The sequence below is a fragment of the Christiangramia flava JLT2011 genome (assembly GCF_001951155.1).
Classification (GTDB): Bacteria; Bacteroidota; Bacteroidia; order Flavobacteriales; family Flavobacteriaceae; genus Christiangramia; species Christiangramia flava.
The window spans coordinates 3,100,229-3,122,240 of record NZ_CP016359.1; the positions used below are offsets into that span (position 1 = coordinate 3,100,229).

General features: G+C 42.9%; 23 protein-coding genes. 5 read left to right on the forward strand and 18 right to left on the reverse strand.

What is annotated here, in order from left to right; all coding sequences use genetic code 11:
• Positions 1-6 precede the first annotated feature (6 nt).
• Complete coding sequence (locus tag GRFL_RS13645; RefSeq protein WP_083645155.1) at positions 7-759, reverse strand: helix-turn-helix domain-containing protein; 753 nt, start codon at positions 757-759, stop codon at positions 7-9.
• 255 nt (positions 760-1,014) lie between these two features.
• On the opposite strand from GRFL_RS13645, the gene GRFL_RS13650 reads away from it, so the two are divergent.
• The 5 genes from GRFL_RS13650 to GRFL_RS13670 all read left to right on the forward strand — a co-directional run bounded on the left by GRFL_RS13650 (position 1,015) and on the right by GRFL_RS13670 (position 9,923).
• The gene (locus GRFL_RS13650) at positions 1,015-1,410 is read left to right on the forward strand and encodes a CesT family type III secretion system chaperone (RefSeq protein ID WP_083645156.1); all 396 of its coding nucleotides are present in this window, start codon (positions 1,015-1,017) and stop codon (positions 1,408-1,410) included.
• Between the two features lie 11 nt (positions 1,411-1,421).
• Positions 1,422-2,138 (forward strand): PspA/IM30 family protein, encoded by a 717-nt coding sequence (locus GRFL_RS13655; protein WP_083645157.1) that lies wholly within the window; start codon positions 1,422-1,424, stop codon positions 2,136-2,138.
• Positions 2,139-2,234: 96 nt separating this feature from the next.
• Complete coding sequence (locus GRFL_RS13660; RefSeq protein ID WP_423738277.1) at positions 2,235-2,855, forward strand: hypothetical protein; 621 nt, start codon at positions 2,235-2,237, stop codon at positions 2,853-2,855.
• Between the two features lie 12 nt (positions 2,856-2,867).
• A complete protein-coding gene (locus tag GRFL_RS13665) occupies positions 2,868-4,946 on the forward strand; it encodes a flotillin family protein (protein WP_083645159.1) in 2,079 nt (692 codons plus the stop codon).
• A gap of 96 nt (positions 4,947-5,042) precedes the next feature.
• Positions 5,043-9,923, forward strand: a complete 4,881-nt coding sequence (locus GRFL_RS13670; RefSeq protein ID WP_083645160.1) for a DNA repair ATPase — start codon at positions 5,043-5,045, stop codon at positions 9,921-9,923.
• A gap of 35 nt (positions 9,924-9,958) precedes the next feature.
• Here the strand turns inward: GRFL_RS13670 and GRFL_RS13675 are convergent, their stop codons facing one another.
• The 17 genes from GRFL_RS13675 to GRFL_RS13760 form a co-directional block, all read right to left on the reverse strand.
• Positions 9,959-10,411, reverse strand: coding sequence for a methyltransferase family protein (locus GRFL_RS13675; protein ID WP_083645161.1), 453 nt, complete (start codon positions 10,409-10,411; stop codon positions 9,959-9,961).
• A 34-nt stretch (positions 10,412-10,445) separates the two neighbouring features.
• A complete protein-coding gene (locus GRFL_RS13680) occupies positions 10,446-11,090 on the reverse strand; it encodes a class I SAM-dependent DNA methyltransferase (protein WP_083645162.1) in 645 nt (214 codons plus the stop codon).
• Complete coding sequence (locus GRFL_RS13685; protein ID WP_083645163.1) at positions 11,083-11,580, reverse strand: VOC family protein; 498 nt, start codon at positions 11,578-11,580, stop codon at positions 11,083-11,085. Before GRFL_RS13685 ends, GRFL_RS13680 begins: the two co-directional genes overlap by 8 nt.
• Before the next feature lie 2 nt (positions 11,581-11,582).
• Entirely contained in the window at positions 11,583-12,116 is a 534-nt protein-coding gene (locus GRFL_RS13690; protein WP_083645164.1) for a 5' nucleotidase, NT5C type, read from the reverse strand.
• Between the two features lie 18 nt (positions 12,117-12,134).
• A complete protein-coding gene (locus GRFL_RS13695; protein ID WP_083645165.1) occupies positions 12,135-12,512 on the reverse strand; it encodes a DoxX family membrane protein in 378 nt (125 codons plus the stop codon).
• A 52-nt stretch (positions 12,513-12,564) separates the two neighbouring features.
• Complete coding sequence (locus GRFL_RS13700) at positions 12,565-13,542, reverse strand: DUF6625 family protein (RefSeq protein WP_083645166.1); 978 nt, start codon at positions 13,540-13,542, stop codon at positions 12,565-12,567.
• A 66-nt stretch (positions 13,543-13,608) separates the two neighbouring features.
• The gene (locus GRFL_RS13705; RefSeq protein ID WP_083645167.1) at positions 13,609-14,394 is read right to left on the reverse strand and encodes a PhzF family phenazine biosynthesis protein; all 786 of its coding nucleotides are present in this window, start codon (positions 14,392-14,394) and stop codon (positions 13,609-13,611) included.
• Between the two features lie 82 nt (positions 14,395-14,476).
• Entirely contained in the window at positions 14,477-15,286 is an 810-nt protein-coding gene (locus tag GRFL_RS13710) for a hypothetical protein (RefSeq protein WP_139839252.1), read from the reverse strand.
• A gap of 115 nt (positions 15,287-15,401) precedes the next feature.
• The gene (locus GRFL_RS13715; protein ID WP_083645169.1) at positions 15,402-15,842 is read right to left on the reverse strand and encodes a hypothetical protein; all 441 of its coding nucleotides are present in this window, start codon (positions 15,840-15,842) and stop codon (positions 15,402-15,404) included.
• A 315-nt stretch (positions 15,843-16,157) separates the two neighbouring features.
• A complete protein-coding gene (locus GRFL_RS13720; RefSeq protein WP_083645170.1) occupies positions 16,158-16,646 on the reverse strand; it encodes a hypothetical protein in 489 nt (162 codons plus the stop codon).
• A gap of 113 nt (positions 16,647-16,759) precedes the next feature.
• Positions 16,760-17,740 carry a helix-turn-helix domain-containing GNAT family N-acetyltransferase gene (locus tag GRFL_RS18025; RefSeq protein ID WP_139839251.1) on the reverse strand — a complete coding sequence of 327 codons (981 nt, stop codon included), beginning with the start codon at positions 17,738-17,740 and terminating at the stop codon, positions 16,760-16,762.
• Between the two features lie 63 nt (positions 17,741-17,803).
• Positions 17,804-18,394: a hypothetical protein gene (locus tag GRFL_RS13730; protein WP_083645171.1), complete on the reverse strand. Its 591-nt coding sequence runs from the start codon at positions 18,392-18,394 to the stop codon at positions 17,804-17,806.
• Positions 18,395-18,416: 22 nt separating this feature from the next.
• Positions 18,417-18,767 carry a DUF2200 domain-containing protein gene (locus GRFL_RS13735; protein WP_083645172.1) on the reverse strand — a complete coding sequence of 117 codons (351 nt, stop codon included), beginning with the start codon at positions 18,765-18,767 and terminating at the stop codon, positions 18,417-18,419.
• Between the two features lie 66 nt (positions 18,768-18,833).
• Positions 18,834-19,313 carry a hypothetical protein gene (locus tag GRFL_RS13740; protein ID WP_083645173.1) on the reverse strand — a complete coding sequence of 160 codons (480 nt, stop codon included), beginning with the start codon at positions 19,311-19,313 and terminating at the stop codon, positions 18,834-18,836.
• Between the two features lie 150 nt (positions 19,314-19,463).
• On the reverse strand, positions 19,464-20,051 hold the full coding sequence (locus GRFL_RS13745) for a hypothetical protein (protein WP_083645174.1): 588 nt from the start codon (positions 20,049-20,051) through the stop codon (positions 19,464-19,466).
• Positions 20,052-20,058: 7 nt separating this feature from the next.
• The gene (locus GRFL_RS13750) at positions 20,059-20,721 is read right to left on the reverse strand and encodes an ATP-binding cassette domain-containing protein (RefSeq protein ID WP_083645175.1); all 663 of its coding nucleotides are present in this window, start codon (positions 20,719-20,721) and stop codon (positions 20,059-20,061) included.
• A 321-nt stretch (positions 20,722-21,042) separates the two neighbouring features.
• Positions 21,043-21,954 (reverse strand): tetratricopeptide repeat protein, encoded by a 912-nt coding sequence (locus GRFL_RS13760; RefSeq protein ID WP_083645177.1) that lies wholly within the window; start codon positions 21,952-21,954, stop codon positions 21,043-21,045.
• Between the last annotated feature and the right edge of the window lie 58 nt (positions 21,955-22,012).

The following is a 22,012-nucleotide window of genomic DNA, read 5'->3' on the forward strand; positions in this document are numbered from 1 at the left end:
TATTTATTAAAGGTATTTCTTCAGCTTGTTGATCTCTTCTTCCAGGTTTGATAATTTCCCTTTCAGATCATTTTCTGGTTGCGGCAGCTGGTTCATAAAGATCTGTTTGATCTCCCAGAGTTCCAGGATCTCTTCCTTTTTCAGAAGAATATCTTCATAACCAGGCTGCTGTGTGGAAAGAACGATCTTTGAACCACTAATGGTTAAATTCCGTAAAATCAACCTTTTTTCAGTAATGACCATTACCAGCGGCGCAGTACTGATATTTTCAGAATTTTCCAGATCGAGCCATTCACCCACCACCATGTCATTGGGCTGAATTCCGCTAGACTTTGAAGCCATTTCAGAAGTAGAGATCACGAAGGCACGTCTCTTTTGAGTGGATTGCAATGGCAATTTTACACAGGGAAGGGAATTGATAAATTCTTCCTGGTGATAATTTCGAATATACTCGAATTCGGTTTGAGGGAAGATGCAGGGAATTCGTGACATTAAATCTTCGTAAAAGGAATTGGAATAGGGCAGGTCTTCCTTAAACTTCAGTAGTTTGTTAATAGTAAGTTCTTTGGTGAGCAGGTCATCGATGGTTATGCTAAAATAATTAGCAATCTTAATGATCGTTTCCAATTTTGGTTCGCTTCGTTCTTCCTCATAAGCACCTAAAGTAGCTCGCTTCAGATCAAATAACTCCGCAAACGCCTGCTGACTAAGCTTTTTTACATTCCTAATCTTTCTAATATTTTTCCCAAAAAAACTCATTTATGCTAAAAATATTTGCAATTATAATTTTAATTAGTATCTTTAACTAACAATATTAGCTAATATAGAAAATTTATACTATTAAAATTGGTAGTTATAGGTTTCTTTTCAAATTATGTTCTAATCACTAAAAAAATTAAAATTATGATCGCATTTATAATTAGTCTGGTAATTATGTTAATAATACCTTAAAAAGCGCTGAGTTTTTTCGTAATATTAAAATCTGAAAATCAATCCTAATCAAAACTGTTTCACATGCAAAATTACTTTCAGGTTACCAGAAACTTTCTTCTGGAGCTTAACCTTGACATCACTTTTGAAAATGAAGAGGAGGGAATCCTGGTGATCCAAAAGGAAAACGCGGGATTCAAGAACCTGATCCTGGGAGTGGCACCGCCAATCCTGATCATAGAACAATTCATTTTCCGGGTGAATAACCAGTCTGAAAAGATTTTTCGCAGCCTGCTTCAGAAGAATCGTGATATCATTCATGGAGCCTTTGTCCTGGATGAATCTGGCCAGAAGGTCATTTTCCGCGATACGCTGCAAATCGAAAATCTTGACCTTAATGAACTCGAGGGCTCGCTGAATTCCTTGAGCCTCCTGATGAGCGAATACTCAGAAAAAATTATTGAATTCTCTAAATATTAAACCATACCGTTATGAATATCTTTAAACGACTTTTTAAAATAGGAGAGGCAGAAGCAAATTCTGCTTTAGATAAAATGGAAGACCCCATCAAATTGACCGAACAGGGGATCAGGGATCTTAAACTGGACCTGGATAAGAATCTGGAGGCTCTGGCTCGGGTTAAGGCACTCGCAATCCGTGCTAAAAATGACCAGGAAGAATTCCTGGATAAAAAAGAAGATTATCACCAGAAGGCGGTGTTGATTCTGAAAAAAGGACAGCGCGGCGAGATGGATGCTGCTGAAGCTGATCGCCTGGCAAAAGAAGCCCTTGTAAAAAAGGAAGAAGCCCAGCGACACGTGGAGCGCGCCGAGGCTGAAACCAAGAAATTCAATGATAATGTTTCGCAGCTCGAGCAGAATATCCAGTCTATCAAGGCCAACATCAGTAACTGGGAAAATGAACTCAGAACCCTGAAAGCTCGCGTGAAAGTGAGTAATGCTACTAAAAGCCTAAATAAGCAAATGGCAGAAATTGACAGTAGCGGGACCGTTTCGATGCTGGAACGAATGAAAGAAAAAGTAGCGCAGGAAGAGGCGCTGGCCGAGGCCTACGGCGATATTGCCAACGCCAGTAAATCAATCGATGAAGAGCTGGAAAAAGCGGCAAATTCTACGGAAGCTAAAGCCGATAGCGATCTCGACAAGTTGAAGGATCAACTGGGCTTAAAAGATGAAGACAAAAGTTAACAGAACGTGGCAGAATTATTCCAAATATTATTCTCTGAGGTAAATCTTACACTCACTATTTTCCTGATCTTGTTGCTGATCTACTGGATTCTCACGATGATCAGTGGGATCGACTTCGACCTGGATATGGACGTGGATATTGATACAGATTTGGATATCGATACCGACCTGGCAACAGACGGCGCGAACATGGACTTCCAGGACGTCTCGAATGCGGAGCTCACCAAGGAACAGGTAGTGGGAAAAAGAATACAACCTTTAAAATGGTGGCAGATCCTGCTGGTCTATTTCAATTTTGTAGGGCTGCCATTCATGTTCACCTTTACCTGTTTCATCTTTATCTGGTGGTTCAGCACGGTGCTGCTTACCGCGCTAACCTCAAGTTACAGCAATTTCTTTGGGTTCGTGATCTTACTGGCCGTTTTCATTCCGGCTCTTTTCCTAACCAAAATATTCACCACTCCTTTTAAGAGCTTCTTCAGGAATCTCAATAAAGATGGGGATGCTGCCAAAGATTTTGTTGGAAGAAAAGGCGTTTTACTCTCCAGTATCTCGGGCGAGAAAATGGGAAATGCGGAAGTACATATAGATGGTGATTCGCTCTCTGTTTACGTGAAATCGCTGAACGGTGAACCGCTGGCTTACCAGGAAAAAATACTAATCATTAAGCAATCTGCTGATAGGAACTACTTTCTCGTACAATCCTATCAGGACTAAAAAATCATTTTTATGAATCAAATACTACCAATTATAGGAATTGGATTAGGGATCGTTTTGTTCCTGATCGTCGTATACTTTGCGATTATCGCAATGTTTTACAAGAAAGTACCACAGGGCCGGGCTATTGTAAGAACCGGTTTTGGAGGAACAAAAGTAGCCACAGATAAAGGGCTTTATGTAGTTCCGGTTTTTCACAAGGTGGAAGTTATGGATATTTCGGTGAAGAAGATCCAGATCGAGCGCCTCGCTCACGAAGGTCTTATTTGTAAGGACAACATGCGGGCAGATATTAAGGTCGCCTTCTTCGTTCGGGTGAACAATGATGTTTCCTTCATCAAAAGAGTGGCTCAGACCATTGGTGTGGACCGCGCTTCCAGGATCGAAACGCTAGAAGATCTTTTTGAGGCAAAATTTTCCGAAGCCTTGAAAACCGTAGGTAAAAAATTCGATTTTATTGAGTTGTATGAAGCCCGTCGCGAATTCCGTGATGAAATTGTGAATATTATTGGGACCGATCTAAATGGGTACACCCTGGAGGATTGTGCGATTGATTTCCTGGAACAAACCCCGATCTCACACCTGAAAGCCGATAATATCCTCGATGCGGAAGGTATTAAGAAGATCACCGAGCTTACCGCGGTTCAGAACATGAAAGCCAACCTGATCAAGCGCGACGAGGAAAAGACCATTCGCAAGCAGGATGTCGAGGCTCGAGAGGCCATCCTGGAACTCGATAAGCAGTTAGCTGAAAAAGAAGAAGCTCAGAAAAGAGAGATCGCCAATATCAAGGCCAGAGAAGAGGCAGAGATCAGCAAAGTTTCCGAAGAAGAAAGACTGAAATCTGAAACAGCCAGGATCGCCACCGAAGAAAAAGTGAAGGTCGCGGAAGAAAACATGAACAGGCAGATCATCGTGGCCGCTAAAAACAAAGAGCGCACAGACGCCATAGAATCTGAAAGAGTAGAAAAAGACCGCATGCTGGAAGTGACCGAGCGCGAGCGAATCGTGACCTTGGCACAGATCGAGAAAGAGAAGGTTGTGGAAGTGGAGAAAAAGAACATCCAGGATGTGATCAAAGACCGGGTAATGCTGGAAAAAGGAGTGGTGGAAGAGCAGGAGAATATGAAAGATATCCAGGCCTTCAAAACGGCTGACCGGGACAAGCAGGTTAAAATTACTAATGCGGAAGCCAGCGCCCAGGAGGAACTGATCAAAACGATCAAAGCTGCGGAAGCCAAGAAAGAAGCGGCAAAACAACGGGCTGAAGAATTGAACATCGAGGCTCAGGCCCAGAAAGAAGCCAGCCAGAAAGAAGCTGAAGCCCGTAAAACTATCGCGGAAGCCAAGGCGAAAGAAGAAGCGACCATTGGTCTTTCAGAAGCTGAAGTGATGCACGCGAAAGCTGATGCCAGCGAAAGACAGGGTCTGGTGGAAGCTCATATCATCGAGAAAAAAGCCAAGGCGGAAGCTGCTGGAATCGAAGCCAAAGCAGAGGCCAGTAGGAAAGAAGGAAAAGCCGCTGCGGAAGTTATTAAAGAGAAAGCACTGGCAGATGCAGCCGGAATTGAAGAAAAAGCTGCTGCGATGAAAAAGCTGGACGGGGTTGGAAAAGACCACGAAGAATTCAAATTGCGATTGGATAAGGAACTGCAGGTAGACCTTGCCAATATCAATATTCAGAAAGAGATCGCAGACGCTCAGGCAACCGTGATCAGCGACGCACTGAAGGCTGCCAAGATAGATATTGTGGGTGGAGAAACCATGTTCTTTGACCAGATCATAGGGCAGATCACTCGTGGTAAAGGTATTGACAGGCTGGTGCAGAACAGTTCCAATATTCAGGATCTGAAAGATTCGATTCTAGGAAGTGACGATATCAAAGGAAATCTGCTAACAAAAGTTCGGGAGTTCTCTGAAAAATACGGCATCTCTTCCGAAGATATCAAAAACCTGACGATCGCTAAACTGCTTATGGAACTGCAGTCCCGATCTAACGATTCTAATGAACAGACCATGCTCGGCAACCTGTTCAACCTGGCAAAAGGCCTGGGACTTTCAGACCAGCGACTGTCAACTTTGAAAGTTTAAGCAATTTCGGGTTGTCGTGAGGCAACCCAAATGTTGCTTTTTTAAAACTTTTTTCGCAAAGCGGAAAACTTCCGCACTAAATGCTATTGAATCTATATGGATCAAAATAATGAAAATCAGCATCGTTCTGATGCGCTGGATGGTGGAACTTACGAGATCATCAGGAAAAGGCTTGCAGGCCATAAAACTGATCTGCAGGAAAGACTTGCCCGGCTGAATGATTCCCGGAAACAGGTTTTTGGTTCGCTGGAAACCCGTTTGATCGCCAACCATCGCGTAAGTACCGGCAACAGTTGCATCGCCAGGGATATGGTTTCGCTGGGCAATATTTGCATTTTTGGATATAATGTGCACTTTGGATTGCGTACCGAGATCGCTCTTTCTGATGTTTTCAGCCTGTACCGCTATGACGGTGAGAAATTCGAACCAATTGAAGCAGATCTTTTACAGGATCCCACCTTCAAAAGCGATTTTGAGAATCTTTATAAATATTACCGAAATACGATATTTGCCAAATTCGCCAAAATGGGGAATTACCTCCATATGGTGTTTCAGCTCAGCGACAGCGTGACCGATATTAAAACTTTTAAATGGCTCATTAAAGAAGACCATTTGGAGTATATCGACAATCGCAGTGAGCACGAATTCAAATTTCCGGCACAACACCAATTTACCTGGAAGGAGGCCACCCGGGATATGCAGCGCTACGGGGAACACCCGCACGTGGCAATTCTCGATAAAGTATTCGTGGAAACCGTTGGCGGAGATCTTACTATCAAGATTGAGGATAATACCAGCGACGGAAAAGGGATTTATTCCGAACCGGTAGATTATAAAGACCAGACGCTGGATGACGGCCAGATTCGCTTTGCCGATCTTGGTAACCTGATTGCCCTGGAGATCAAACCTTTCCAGGAGGCACCGCGCTATTTCGTGTACAACCACAAGGTCCAGGAAGTCCAGAAGATCGATTCGCTGCAGGAAGCTGCCGTGTTGTTGCCAGACGACCAGGGAATCATATTTCCTGATGGCTATTATTTGCAGACCGGCGAATTTCACCAGTTCAGCAACGAGGTAGAAAACCTGAAATACCAGGGAGCAATTCCTTCCCCAAACGGAGAAGACTTCTTGTTTCTCTTTTATTCTGCTGCGGAAGGCGTCTATGTGTTGATGGATTATAACCTGATAGAACAGGAGATCAAAACGCCTATTATTTGCGGAGGGTTTACCATTCTTGCCGGTGGAGAACTATGCTATTTTAAACCGGAAGATGATCAGACCAAACATCACATGATACAGGTGTGGCAGACCCCGTACCTGGAAGGTGATATCTTACCTTCGGAACACCAGGATTCGTTCCTGTATAAAGTGGGGAACAAGGATATTGTGTCAGCAATGGCCGAAGCCACCGAATTGCTCAACCTCTTGAACAAGGAAGATAATTATGACGGTTTGTATGCCGATATTGCCAAAATTTCCAAGAATATTTTGGACGCTTATTACTGGCTGGACCACGAGGAAGCTGCCGGACTGGTTCAACCATTACAATCGATCCACCAGGCTGCTAATTCAGCGATTGACGAGTTTCAGAAGGTTGTGGAACTAAAGAAAAATGCGGCGGCACAAACCAAGGCTATCCGGGAGCGTGCCGGAGAACTTTTCAGCAAGATCAAGAGTACTTCTTTTAAAAACATTCAGGAGTTTGTAGCCCTGCTATCCGAATTGCGAGCTATTCGAGGGGAGGTGATCGGGTTGTATGAGATCAGGTATGTTGATGAAGCGCTTCTGCAGCAGCTGGAAGCAGAAATCGTAGAATACAATGCCACCATTTCCCGGCGATGCGTGGAGTTCCTTCTTCAGGAAAAAGCCCTGCAACCTTACCATTTGCAGGTTCAGGAAAAACAGGAAAAGCTGGAAAACCTCACTAAGGTCATCGAAGCGAAGCAGCTGGAAGAAGAAGTGAACCAGATCGGGCAGGATCTCGAAATGCTTATCGACATCGTTTCAAACCTGGAAATCGAGGATACTTCGCATTCTACCAGGATCATCGATAATATTTCGCTCATTTTTGCCACGATCAACCAGTTGAAAGCGTCGATCAAGAACAAGCGTAAAAGCCTGGGCGGGAAGGAAGCGAAAGCTGATTTTGCGGCACAGTTGAAATTGATTGATCAGAGCATCATCAATTACCTCGATATCGCCGGTACCCCGGAAAAATGTGACGAATTCCAGGCAAAGATCGCCATCCAGCTGGAAGAGCTGGAAGGAAAATTTGCAGATTTTGAAGATTTCATCGAGGAAATTATTGAAAAAAGGGAAGAGGTTTACAATGCATTTGAAAGCAAGAAAAGTGCGATCAATGAAAAGCGAAACAAAAAGGCCATTTCCCTTCAGAATGCCGCGGGCAGAATTCTGAAAAGTATTTCCAAGAAAGGGGAAAGCCTGAAATCGGCTTCGGAGATCAATGGTTATTTCGCGTCAGATCTCATGGTGAACAAACTCCGCGATATCGTGGAGCAACTTCGCGAGCTGGACGACAGCGGGAATGCCGAAGAGATCGAAACGGCTTTGAAAACCAGCAGGGAAGATGCCCTCAGGAAACTGAAGGATAAACAGGAGTTGTATGAGGACGGTGAAAACATCATCAAACTGGGTAACCATAAATTTGGTGTGAATAAGCAGGAACTGGACCTGAGCATTGTTTTCAAGAATAACCGGTTGTTTTACCATCTAAATGGAACCGATTTTTTTCAGCCGCTGGAAAATGAAGTGCTGAACCAAAACAGGGAATTCTGGGACCAGGAATTCATTTCTGAAAATAAAGAGGTCTACCGTTCTTCTTTTCTGGCTTTTAAGATATTCAAGGGTATTGATGTTAAAGAACTTCGCTCACTTACGGAAGATCAATTGCTGAAACTGGTTCAGGAAGAATCGGCTGGAAATTATAGCGAAGGTTATATCAAAGGCGTGCACGACCTGGATGCATCAAAGATCCTGAAGGTGCTGGTACAGAAAGACTCTGAACTAGGAATACTGAAACACAGGCCGGAGATCAGGGCGTTCGGAAGGTATTTCTGGGAGCAACTGGAAGAGGACGCTAAAAAATCTTACGATAATGCGATCAAGGCTTCAGGACAGGTCTTAAGTTATTTTCCGGATACCCGCGAATATGATTTTCTTATCGCAGAACTGGATCAGTCCATTGCTGATTTTGGCCAAAGTTCCGGTCTTTTTCCTGCGGAAGTTTCGCTGGAAGTAGCAAATTATCTTTTCGAAGAATTGCAAAGTGACGACCGTTTTACGGCAAGTCCTACCGCGATGCAACTTTCGGCTGATTTCCAGGCCATGCTTAAAAAGGAAAAAGCCGATCAGAAATTTCAGTCTGGACTGGAAAGTATTGAATTGTATTCGGCCAGGGTAAAATTGGTTCGACAATGGCTTTTGGCCTTTATCAGAAGTCAGGACCTGCCACAGCTTTCAGCTTATATCGAAGAGGCTGTTTGCATGATTCTCTTTCCGCAGCATCAGCATGAGAGTATCCAGGCCCGGCCAGATGCTTTGATCAGCGGTTTAAAAGGGGACCATCCTGGGATCAATGAGGGAACTTATCAATTCAATTACCATCATTTTACCCAACGATTGCAAGGCTACTTTAATGAGCAGGTTCCGGGTTTTATGGCATTTAGAGAAGCGCGGCACCAGGTTACCGAAGCTTTAAAAGACCAGCTGAAACTGGAAGAATTTCGCCCGCGCGTGCTAACTTCTTTCGTGAGGAATAAGCTGATCAACCAGGTCTATTTTCCCTTATTCGGCGAAAACCTGGCCAAGCAGCTGGGAAGCGTTGGCGAAGGGCGAAGAACCGATCGTATGGGAATGTTGCTGCTGGTTTCACCACCTGGTTACGGAAAAACCACGCTGATGGAGTACATTTCTAACCGCCTCGGCCTCGTCTTCATGAAGATCAATTGCCCCGCCATTGGGCACGATGTTACCTCGGTAGATCCGGAAGCGGCAACGAACTCGGCTGCAAGAGAAGAGCTGAAGAAGCTTAATCTGGCCTTTGAAATGGGCAATAATGTGATGTTGTACCTGGATGATATCCAGCATTCGAGTGCAGAGTTTCTTCAGAAATTCATTTCCCTGGCAGACGGAACGAGGAAGATTGAAGGAGTTTACAATGGGAAACCAAAAACCTATGACCTGCGCGGAAAAAAATTCTGTGTGGTCATGGCCGGGAATCCGTATACCGAGAGCGGTGAAAAATTCAGAATTCCGGATATGCTTGCGAACAGGGCCGATATTTACAATTTAGGTGATATCATTGGCGATACCGCGCATCTGTTCAAGCTCAGCCTCATCGAGAATTCATTAACGTCGAACCCGGTTTTGCAGCAGTTGCGATCGCGTAATTTTGACGATGTCTATGCACTGCTGGAAGCCGTGGAGAACAAATCTGAAATTACAGAATTACAGGGTAATCACACCCGGCAGGAAATCGAGGATTACCGGCAGGTACTGGAAAAGGTCATCGCAATTAGGAATATCGTCTTGCGAGTGAACGAAGCGTATATTCGCTCGGCTGGAATGGAAGATGATTACCGCGAGGAACCGGCATTCAAGTTGCAGGGATCCTATCGGGATATGAATAAGCTGGTGGCCAAGGTGGTACCGATCATGAACGAGCAAGAACTGCAAACTTTGTTATTGTCCCACTATGAGAATGAATCGCAAACGCTCACCATGGCCGCGGAAGCCAATTTGCTCAAGTTTAAGGAACTTTACGGAACGATCTCTGAAGACGAACAGGCTCGCTGGAACAGCATCAAGGAAACCTTCAGAAAGAATAATAAACTTAAAGGTTTGGGTAGCCAGAATGAAATGGCGCAGTTGCTTTCCCAGTTAATGGCTTTCGGTGATCACCTGGAAGGCATACGGAATGTACTGCAGGAAGGTTTACCCAGGAACCAATCTGAATAAGCCGGAAAACTGAAGCGCCGCCTTCTGGCGGCGCTTTAAAATTTCGGAAAGAAGCGACCAGTTTTCTTTTGGTAGCTTTCGTATTCCTGAAACTTTTCAGAAAGCAGTTCTTCCTCGTAATTCGATTTGACATAAAAAAAGGCCAGCAATACTACTGAAAACAGGATTTTCCATAACGAACCGGTCATAATTCCGAAGGCGAGCGTCATGAGGAATAGTCCGGTATATATAGGATGTCTTGACAGTTTGTAAACCCCTCTTGTTTGTAGTACCGCATTTTTTGCAGGAGAGGGAAAAGGAGACAACTTTTTGCTCAGCTGAAAAATGGCAATGACAGCCATCGCAAAACCCATTAATAACAGGACCAGGGAAACTGCGGTTAAGAGTATCGGAATGGGGAATTCGGTGAGGTTGATTGGGATGAAATACCCGAAGAGAATGCCCAGCTGGATACTGAAATAGGAAATGTCTTTTTTGGAAACTTTCATAATTCGATGATACGAATACCGCTTTTTATTTTCACTAATCTCCTGTTAAACTTCTGGCGATAATGACGAGATCTTTACCTGATGATCGATGCTCTTCAGGTTGATCAATCAATTGGTCGAATACGACTTCGAAACCTTTTTCCTGCAGCTGTGCCAGTAACCAATCCCTGGAATGATAAAAAATCATCATTTCGTCCTGACCATTCGATGATTTCTGCATTCCGGAAAGTTCGTGATCGCCTTCCATCAAACTCATATAGATTATGCCACCAGGTTCCAAAATAACGGCAAGCTGATGCATAAAACTGGCCGTTTCAGCCTGGTTGAGATAAGGCAGACAAAAAGCTGCCATTACCGCCTCATATCTATGTGGCCAATTTTCCAGCTCTTTGAAATTCAATGGTCTACAACTTATTCCGGGTAGATTTTTCCGGGTGATTTTCAGCATTTCTTCGGAAAGATCGGTAGCCAGGATTTGGAGGTCTTCGCGCTGTTTCAGAAGAAAAGCTGTAACATTTCCAGGACCGCAGCCTAATTCCAGCATACTCCCATGAGGGGGCAGCAACCTGCAGAACTCTTTCAGGGATGGAGCATATAGCGAAACGTCCATGAAGCGCTGCGCGTAACTTTCAGCATATTTATCAAATAGCTGAACGGTATTTTTGGTTCGCTTATTCATTTTTTATTTCCGCCAGTAAATTTGGAAGATCTAAGGGCCTGGTATACATGTTTAGCGAACCGTCTGGCGATAAAGGCCATTCTTCCTTTGGCCGATCCCAGTATAATTCCACCCCGTTCTGATCTGGATCATTTAGGTACAAAGCTTCGGAAACGCCATGATCAGCCGCACCGGTTAGCTGATAGCCGGCTTCCTGTAAACGCTGGTAGATCTGTGCAAGATCTTTTCTTTCGGGGTAACAGATCGCTGTATGAAAAAGCCCGGTATTCCCGGGTGCTGGCGGTTTTCCATCCTGGCTATACCAGGTATTCAGGCCAATATGGTGATGGTAACCTCCCGCGGAAAGAAATGCCGCATTTTCTCCCATTCTCATCATGATTTCAAAGCCCAACAGGTCACAATAGAATTCAAGCGCCTTTTCGATATTGGAGACTTTCAGGTGCACATGGCCAATCTTGGTTTGAGCGGGAACAGTATATTTTTTTTCCATTTCTAGCTTGAAGATAATTTAAAATACTGAAGAATTTCCTGCCAGGATTTTACCCGGTTATTATGCGGAATATCCACATTATGAAAGGCTTCGAACAGCAAACCGGTACCTTTGAACGGATTGAGGTTCTTGGGGTGATCGTCTATCATAAAATCAGTTGAAATTACGCGTTTGCTTCCGCAGAAAACGATTTGCTGCCAGTGGATGAAGGGAAAATGCATTTCCAGCCAGTCCCTTTTTTCAACCAGGCTTTGGGGGAATTCCATTGCCGCTGAAACGATGAAAACATCAAAATGTTCGTTCAGTATTTTCAGACCTTCAACCGCGTTTGGCATGAGGGGAACAGAGCTGAAAAAGCCTTTTGTGCTGGCATATTCCCTGACGATTCCTGGTTTTGGAAAAGCTTCTGCCTCCGTTTTCCCTTTGATGTCACGCCGCTGAAGATGAGCCGCATTCTTCTCGTTGTACCAATTGAGAAAATGGGTTTCCACATCGGCAAGAACGCCATCCATATCTACCGCGATCGATTTTTTCATGCTCAAAGAATTTAGGACTTATTTGAAAAGTTCGGCATATTTATTCCGATTTTCAAACAGGATCCAGCCTACTACAATTGCCAGAATAACCGGTAACAGCAGGCCATCGGGCGCAAAATAGAAGTGGGTAAGGAGGATCCCGATCATAATTGGGAAAAGGATCAGGGCGCCTACGGCACGTGTTCTTGCTGGAACTATTAAAATCCCGCCTAGAATTTCAGCGATTGCAACCAATGGCATCAACCATTTGATGGTCATCATCGCTTGCATCAGTTTCATCAGGTCTTCCGGAAGATCTTCCGGAACTGGCATGTAGTTGAAAAATTTATTAAGCCCCGCGTTGATAAAGATCAATCCGGTTAAAATGCAGACCACCAGGAGTACCTTTGATTTCATGGTATTTTTTACCTAAGATACTGCATTTCAGAAAATCGCGGAATGGAACTACTTAATTTTTACCTCTTAGTTTTTTCCGAATTTTCTTGAAATAATATAAAGGATAGCTTCGGAAGAGTAGGTGGGCTGAATGTGACAGTTTTTCCGCAGTAGATCGTGCGGGTTTCCTGCTGAAGCCACTTCTGGAGATGTAATATCTTTCCGGGACTTTCTTCCAGGCCGGAAAACGGAAGTAAGGCCGGTTCTTTTCACTAACCAGGTGATAGGCCGCCATCTCATATGCCGCCTGAAAACCTTTCTGGAAACGGCTGCCAATAAGCACTTTTTCAGCTGATATTTCCAGGAGCATATGCTCTTCGATCGATTCCTTTACCAGGTCCCCGAAATGCATTTTCAAACCGGGGGCAGTCATCACCACTTCCGTAAAGCTTTGAACATCGGTTTGCAGCTCGATAAGGTCCTGGCCATTTACCAATTTCCAAAAGATCATTCTTCCATTTTTCCAGGAAACTTCATCATAGCCAAAGTAATGCTCTGGTGTTGACAAAACTTCTTTCCAGTCCCGGGATTGCAGGCAAAGCTGATTGATTTTTGGATCATTTCGGAAGAAACATAAACAGCCTGAAAGCCAGTTTACGCGAAAAGAAATGATGTCGTATCGTTCTTCCCGGCAGATCTTCTGCAGGAACTGATCCAAATTTCCGAAGATGACATCCATATCCCCATAGGCCCAGTAATCATAGTGATCGATGAGATCACTGAAAATCAACCCGTAAAAAGGTTTTAGATCGCAGAGCTTATAGGCACGTGTGATTCCGGGATCAATCCCGGTTTGCTGCAGGGTTCGCGTGTTGATATCCTTTAGTTGCCCCTTTTTCCAGATCACGTTTTTCGGAAGTTGTTCCGGATTTTTCAGATTAGTGAAAATCAGGAAATCGGTGTCCCGGTTCTTTTCAACAGAAGCCAGGAACAATGAAAAATACTTAGGTAATTTCCTGCTGAAATAGGGAAGAAGAACAATTGAACGCATGGAGGATTAACTGAATTTTTGCAAATACCTTTTCAAGCTACGTCAAATTTTTTAAATCGATTGTCGTTACACCACGATCTCTCCCCTGAGATAAAGCCTGGAATACCCACTGATAAGTACTCGATCTTTTTCCATGGAACAAAACAAATGACCGCCTCTGGTTGAAAGTTGTAAAGCTTCCAGTTCCTGTTTCCCTAATTGGGCAGACCAGTAGGGCGTGAGGCTCGTATGGGCGGAACCCGTTACGGGATCTTCGATAATGCCAGATTGTGGTGCGAAAAAGCGGGAAACAAAATCTACTTTTTTACCTGGAGCGCTGGCAATAAGCCCGCGTGCGTCCAGCGATGCGATCGCTGAAAGATTGGGTGATATATTCCGAATACTTTCCTCGGTCTTGAAAATGAACATATAGTCGGTCTTTCCTTTAAAGATCTTCAGCGGTTTTACTGAAAAACAGCTTTGGAGTTCGGGAGTGACAGGGATCTCAGAAATAGAATCGGCCGGGAAATCCAGCTGAAGTCGTTCTCCATCCTTTTTTACCAGTAACTGGCCGCTGCGATCGCTCCAAAAATGCAGCTGTTCTCCCTGAAAACTTTTTTCATGGTAAAGTACATGAGCCGCGGCGAGTGTGGCATGACCACAAAGATCCACTTCAACAGTAGGAGTGAACCAGCGAATCTGGTAGTTTTCATCAGCTTTGACTACGAAAGCAGTTTCTGCAAGATTGTTTTCCATGGCAATATTCTGCATCAGTTCAGCTTCCAGCCAGTGGTCCAGCAGGCAGACAGCGGCAGGATTTCCAGCGAAAACTTCCTTAGTGAATGCGTCTACCTGGTAAATTTCGATATTCATAAGAGCGGTTGTTAGGCGTGAAATTTCCTGCAAGTTAAAGATTAACTTTTACGAAATGCCTGAAAACTCCTTAAATTCCAGCTTACCTTGTTTTGACCAGGATCACGCCGTAGGAAGCGCGGAAACCGTATAGGGCGGTAGCTGTAGCATCCTGAAGCAGTTCATATTTTTCCACTTCACCCATTTCCAGTTCATTCAGGTCTTTCAAAAATGCCGGTTTTTTATTGATCATCACCAAAGGCATTTTGGTGGCGGGAGTTTCAGAAGAAAGTCCGAATTTCTCCATAATCTCCGGAAGGATCTTTTTGTAAAATCCATCAGCATCTCCCGGTACCAGGTGATCAATATGCAAGGAACTCATTCCCCACTGGTAGTTTCCGGGTTCGAGCTCCTCAATCAATCGCTGCCTGATGGAATGAATGTCCAGTTCATTCCGAAGCGAAGAGATCAGTTTTTGTATTTGCTGATTTTTGTAGAAGGAGATGACGTGATAGTTTTTTCCCGTCTGTATTTCGATAAAATTTGGGAAAGCATCCAGGTGATATTTCGAATTTTCATGAAACCAGTCCAGGTTTTTATCGATTTCACCGATTATCGAATCTACGGAAATCTGTTCCAGTTTCGCAGTTTTGAGGATCAGGTCGCCCTTTTTCCTGGTATAAAAAAGAAACTGGTTGTCACTTCCCAAATTGATGATCTCCTGATTTGTCCAGATTCTTAAAGCTGACTGTTCGGTTTCGCGAAGATCGGGTAGATTATATCTATTAGTTAAAGAATCCAGATTTTCGTAGAACCTTTCTGAGAGCCTGTTTTCCGGGATGCCAATAGTTTGCTGTGCGAAGGTTTGGAAGCTGGCAAAAAGCAGGAAAAAGCAAAAATGGTGAAATTTCATGTATGTTTTTTCATAGGTTTTTTCAGAAAAACTGGAATCTCCAGCAGCTGAATTCAAATTGCTGAATATAATAGAATTTACAGGTTTACCAAATTAGGGAATAATTCCGATTCTATTAAAACCGAAACCGAAGTCCTCCAAATCCATTCAGGAACATTTGGTTATATCCTCCTTCGTAGAGCGGTTGCAATTCAATGATAAGCGAGAGATTGGGCAATTCTTGAATGGGTTTGATCAGCACACCCGCCTGGATAACGATCCCGTCGAAATAGTTCACTACCAGCCCGCCGCCGATATAGGCATCGTAATATTCCTTCCGCCGAAAATTATAATTCAGGACAACTTCCGGGGTGATCCCATGAATATTGGTGCCGGAATAGAATCGAACCTCTGACCATAATTTTTCATTGAATTCATAGCCAACACCTACCTTAGAGAGGTGATTGTTCGTGTAAAAGGATGCTGATAACTGTGCGTTTCCCAATTGACAGATGCATAGGAAAAACCCTAAAAGGCTGAAGTGCCGAACAGGTTTAGAAAACTTGTTGAATTTCATAAAGTTGATGATTGTTAGTATTGATAAATTTAAATTGATCAGATTTCATAGGCCACAAGCCAAATTCTGAAATTTCAGAAACTGAGACTTCCTGTTTACTAACCGTCTAGTAGGGATTGCCATAATTGAACCGTACGGCTATCGGTTAAAGCTAAAATAGGATTGGCAATGTAAAGCTTTTTTCTGAAAGAACAACGGCTACAAACTGTCAGAAACCGATTTTAATTCCAATTCTTCGATCAGCCACTCAACTTTGTCGATGGGTTTATATCGTGTTTTCCAATGCGGGTATTCACCAAACTGAAATTCATAGGTTCAGCCCAGGTACAAGTCTAACTGTTCGACGTTCAGAGCCTTTTTGTGAAAAGCAGTATCTAAGTAGGGGAAATAGCTTTTTCGCTGTTGAACATCGGTCATGTGATGGATCACGAGCCACGGTGCATCTTTAGCTTTTCTGGAAAACTCCGGATCGATTGGATAGCCGAATTTTTGCAGGTAGGCATGGATCTTTTCCCGATTTGTCTCATCTATTTCCTGGTATTGCCTGATGAAATCCCGGTATTCTTCTGAATCAGAACCATAGGTTTCAAGAACGGAGCTCTTTTCATTCTTGCGAAAATTTTGATCCTTTTTAAAAATATCTACCAAAAATGCCTCTCGTTTTTCTGGTGTATTCAGTGCAGCAATTTCCGAAGAAATTACAGGCTTCTCAACTGTTGGTTTTGGAGAATCCTTTTTTTGAGATTGGGAATTCTGGCAAGCGGTTGCTATCAAAAATGCCAGCAGGAAATAAAATTTTCGCATGATGTTTTACAGATTGGTTTTGGAAAACAAAAGATTCAGAAATAACGGTTTCCTGTAAATATAATAATTTCCAGCTCAAATCCTTCGTCACTCAAAAGATCTGGATTAAGTGATCATTGCAGTAGTAGTCGAAACCCGAAAACCGGAAGTTTTCCCTGCATGAAATCGAGATCACCCGAACGTTTGAAACCCATGTTTTCATACATATTCCAGGCTGTTTTCATCGCTTTGGTAGTGTGGATAATGACCTGCCTGGATTGATTATCGCGTGCTTTCTGGATACATTCAGCAGTAAGCATTTTTCCTATTCCCAATCCGCGCAGGTTAGGATCTACCGCGAGCAGGCGAAAACCGCTGGAATGAAGCTCTCCCGTTGCCGTACCTCCGGAACCATAATCCTTCATATCCTTAAAGAATACCACAGCGCCGCCTATTTTTCCCTGTTCTGAGACTGCGATCAGTAATTCTATGGTTTCATTTTCAGTGAGCTTTCCTACATTCCGAAGCAGATCGTAATAGGCAGGCTGCTCAGCCGGCTTGGGAAACCCTTTTAATGCGGAATAGACCTCGACCATTAAAGCGCCAATTTGCGAAAACTCTTCATTCCTGGCGGGCCTTATGCTGAAATTGAAATACTCCCGCAGTACTTTTTTATCAAACGATTCTCCCTGTAGCCGTTCATTTACTCTTTTTAAGCTATTCAGAAAGTCTTTTTGCTGGAATAACTCTTCCAATTGCTGGTCAAAAACATTCCATAATTCTTCGAGTTGCGGAAGATGGTCACGACCTTTTGAAGTAAGACTAATGAGTTTTGATCTGCTGTCTGAAGGGTTTTTATGTATTTCCACCAAACCTTCGGATTTTAGTTCACGTACCACGTTCTTAACGGTAATGCGGGTATAGGAAATCGCTTCGGTAATTTCAGAAACACTAAGCGCACGCTCTGATTTTGAGAGTAAATAGTAGATGCCAAACCAGCTGGACCGAAAAGGCAAGCCCGATAATTCGTAGGTGCGATCTCCCGCTACCTGCAATTGCTCATAAATTCCCCGCATTTGCGAGCCTACTGATAAATACCCAAGATCTGCTAACATAATTACGAAATAACTTCTGCTAAATTACGAAAGTTATTTCATAAGTATTAAATTATCGGATATTTATTCTGTAATGAGCTGCGCGGTCATTTCCGGTTGACCGGGATAGCCGGCAAGCACAATTTCAGAATAGGTTACTTTTTGGATAAACAGCACCTTGCTTCGTTTCTTCCGTTTATAAAAACTAAGGAAATAAGAATCCCCGATCCTTTCCAGCCTGAAACCGTCATTTTCCGAATTTTGCTCCCCTAAATCCACTAAAATCTCCTTTTTGGATTCATTCGTTTTCAGCTTAAATTGAAGTTCAGCAAGCGCTTCTTCGCTCAAATTGGTTTCTGTAGGGCGAATCCTTGTCCAATGAAAATCTCCGCCATTTTCGAGACTACAAACCAGCTCGTTTTCAGTAATAAAGCGAATCCTGCCCATGCGATTATTGGAGGTATAAAGAATGTCATTCTCCACACGGTAGGGCGCCTGACTGTAAATTTCATCAAAATTATAGGTGGTGATACTGTCGTTCTGAAATTCAAAAATTGGCACGGCGGGGATCATATAGGTGTCTCCAGGTGTGTACATCAACCATTTTCCCGGAAGCTTTTGAGCATGTATTTGTGAACTGATCAGGATCAAAATAAAGAGTTTAAAAAATTTCATAATGCTTTTTATGGGTTATTTATCAAGTGCGAAGGATCTTTTCCATTTTACGACCTTTCGCCAGTTCGTCGATCATTTTATCGAGATAGCGAACTTTCTGCATCAAAGGATCTTCTATATCTTCCACGCGATAACCGCAGATCACACCGGTTATTTTCGAGGCATTTGGGTTCATCTCCGGAGCCTGGTCAAAAAAATCTTCAAAATTGGTTTTTTTCTCCAATACCTGTTGCAGCTGTTCTTCGTTATAACCAGTGAGCCATTTGATGACCTCGTGAACTTCCTGCTGTGTACGGCCTTTCTTTTCGGCTTTAGCGATGTAGTGCGGATAGACGCTCGCGAATGACATGGAGTAAATGCGGTGTTTTGCCATTTTGTATATTCTTAAACTTGTTTCAAGTTACTATAAATTCCCGATTAATATATTCCAATCTCACAACTAATCCAGCTTGGAATTCCCGCGCGAATAACTGGCATATTTTTCTGATTCAATTAAGGTAATCTCCAGCGAATCTGCTCTTAATTCCATTTGTTGCTCATAGCGCCTGGTCTTCAGGTCAAATTCTCCCAGGAACAGGCTGGGAACTTTTTCTGAAACCGAATCTGTTAGTTCTTCATTTTGTGTGATGGTCAGTTTTGTGGAATCTGCATTTATGGAAAATCGAAATTTGTAATTTTCCTGTTGATGCCCGGGCACAATGAACAAGGAATCGTAAAAACGTATTGCAGGGTATTGAATGCTGTCGTTGCGGTAAAAGCTTAAGGTAGACAACTGGTTATTGAGCTGGTCCTGTATTTCCCTCCCGGCAAGTTTCATTTTGTACACGACCCATTTTCCCTCCAAACGGATTTGATAAGATTTCTTTTTGCAGGATGCCTGAACCAGGATGAGCGCAATAAATAGTACAAGATTCTTCATAATGTCTAAGCTATAACTATCAAAATTTATAAAGATGAGCCAATGCAAAGCATGGTAAAACCTTCTGATTTCTGAATGATTTTAAGGTAGAGCTTTTTTTGAAAATATTACAGGTTCCGCTCTAAAGTATTCAAATACCTTGCTTTAAGATCAGTTTTCGAGGGAATCCAGTTTGATATGGACCTTGAACATGATGGAATTATAAAGAAAATATTTTGAGCCGAAATGGATATTCAGTGGTCTTATTTCGTAGGCCAGTCTTTTATTAGGTTTTGAAATCCTGATACCCAGAGAAAATTTTCCACCGAAATAGAACGACTGAAAATATTCTGAAGAGCTTATACCGTTCATTCCACCGGTTCCGGTGAGTCCGCGGGAATAGGAACCAAAAATTCCTGGAGTCGTGACAAGCGATAGCGATTGAAACCTGGCGAGGTCGTAGTGCAGGTCAAGTGCCAACGTGCTCAACCGGTATAGCTGATCTGGCATATCAGTGGTCGCAAAAGGAAGAAACCCACCGTATTGTAGGTTGGGATTAAACCGAAACCTGTTGCTTCTCCCAAAACTTCTCTGGTAGCCAATTTCATAAACCAGCCCAAAACCACTTTCCTGTTTGCCTTCGCTGTAACCAAATCCGATCCCGGTGGTGAGGGAATTGAAATGCCGGGTGTCCTGTGCGGAAAGTTTAAATGTGGTAAGTAACAGAATGACAATAAGTAGCTGGTAGAATCTTCTCATGAAAAGTTTAGTTTTTGGTGAGGTATCGATTGGTAATCAGATCGTTTTCATTTTGAATAGGGAGCAATCCCTGGTCTTTCAGCAATAAATTTCGATTGGATACCTTCAGCACATCCAGGTAATAATGATCTGTTAATAAAATGCCTTTGGAGTTCTTCAATGTTAAAATAAAATTCTGAATGTATTCTTTATAAACAGGTTCGATCATGGAAAACGGCTCGTCGAGCAGGAGGTAAGGATGCTGAAGGTTTCCGATCAAAAGAACTTCCAGGTATCGAAGCTGGCCCAGTGACAGGTCACCGATCTTTTTATGGCAAAAATCAGCAACGCCTTTAGCATAAAAAACCTTATCCTGGTCATTCCCATTTGGAAAAAATAATGGGATGATCTCTCTTACTTTCCTGTTCTTCGGAAGAAAGGAATCCTGTGGAAGAAAAGCGATTTTTCCCGAGGCAATAATCTTCCTGCAAGGAAAGTCTTTACCGTCCATCAGAATTATTCCGGAATCGGGCTTCAGTAAACCGAAAATGATCTTCAGCAAGGTTGATTTTCCGGTTCCATTACGGCCAAAAAGCCCTACAATCTCATTGTTGTCGATTTCGAGAAATACCTCATTGAGTAGCGGTTTTCTTCCGAAGCCTTTTGAAATATTTTCCAGTTTGAGACTCATCCAATCAGTTTTGAACAGAGCAATATCAGGAATGCCAGGACCAGATTCAGTATAAACGTGTTTCTGATCAAGGCTGTTTTGGTGAAACCAAGGTTATAGTAGAGATAGTATTGTGGCTTTTTGAAATAATCGAAGGCGAGCACGCCCAGGAAAATCCCAAAACTGCAGAAAATTAGCAGGGCATAAGGAAGATTGTAGCAAAAACCGATCAGTAAACAAATGGGTGTATTTACGGAATTGATTTCCCTGAAAAACTTAAAATTTGGAGCCGTGAACAAAGTGATTTTTGAGTTGAAATGGTAATTTCTATTCGATTAAAACTTAGAAATTCGCGCAATATTGTTTTTTCAATTGAATGACTTTATCACCATACATTTCAGTAAAACCTTCATCCAAAGCGTGATCGAGGTCGTCACAGGCTTCTTCCAGTTTACCTCCCTCTACATAAATTAGCGCTCTTACCATATAGGCATAGGAATTTTCAGGATACAGACTAATGGAAATATTGATATCCCGATATGCTCCTTCCAGATCGCCAATTTTCAACTTGTTAAACGCCCGGTTACTGTAACCCAATGGTTCGCCCGGTTTTAATTCCAGGACCTTATCGTAATATTCAATGGCCTTGACATGGTCGCCCATTTCCTGGTATTTGAAACCCAGATTGCCATAAGCCGGGTAGAAGTCAGGATTGAGCTGGATGGCTTTTTCGAGATAGAAAATCGTTTCATCACCTTTCCCGATCTCATCAGTCACCGCCCCAAGGTTGATCAAAATTCCCACATTGGTAGGATCGATCTCATAAGCCTTCAGCAAGTCTTCATATCCTTTTTGAAAATTTCGGATATTGAGATAAGCGGTAGCACGATTCATATAAGAATATAGCTGAATATCCATATTATCTGTCAATTCCAGGCTTTTTGAAAAATCATCAATAGCCTTTCCAAATTCCCTGGTGGTCAGGAAGAAATTTCCACGAAAACCATATAAAATCTCATTTTCGGGATGCAGTTCGATGGCATCATTGTACAATTTCAATTCATCGTTGTAGGCATCCTGTGTTTCGTAAGACTTTTTACGGGTTCTCAAAACCTGTGGATTGGAATACAACATTTTTAATTGTTCCTCTTTTGATAATTGGAGAACGCTGTCCAGAACCGGTTCCTTACTCACTTCCTGAGCGGTCAAAATACTGGAAACCAGTATGCAGCAGCAGAATAGGAAATTTTTCATATTTACGGAATTAAAGCTTTGCTATAGTCCACGAAAACGGAAGTAGGGGAAAACGTTT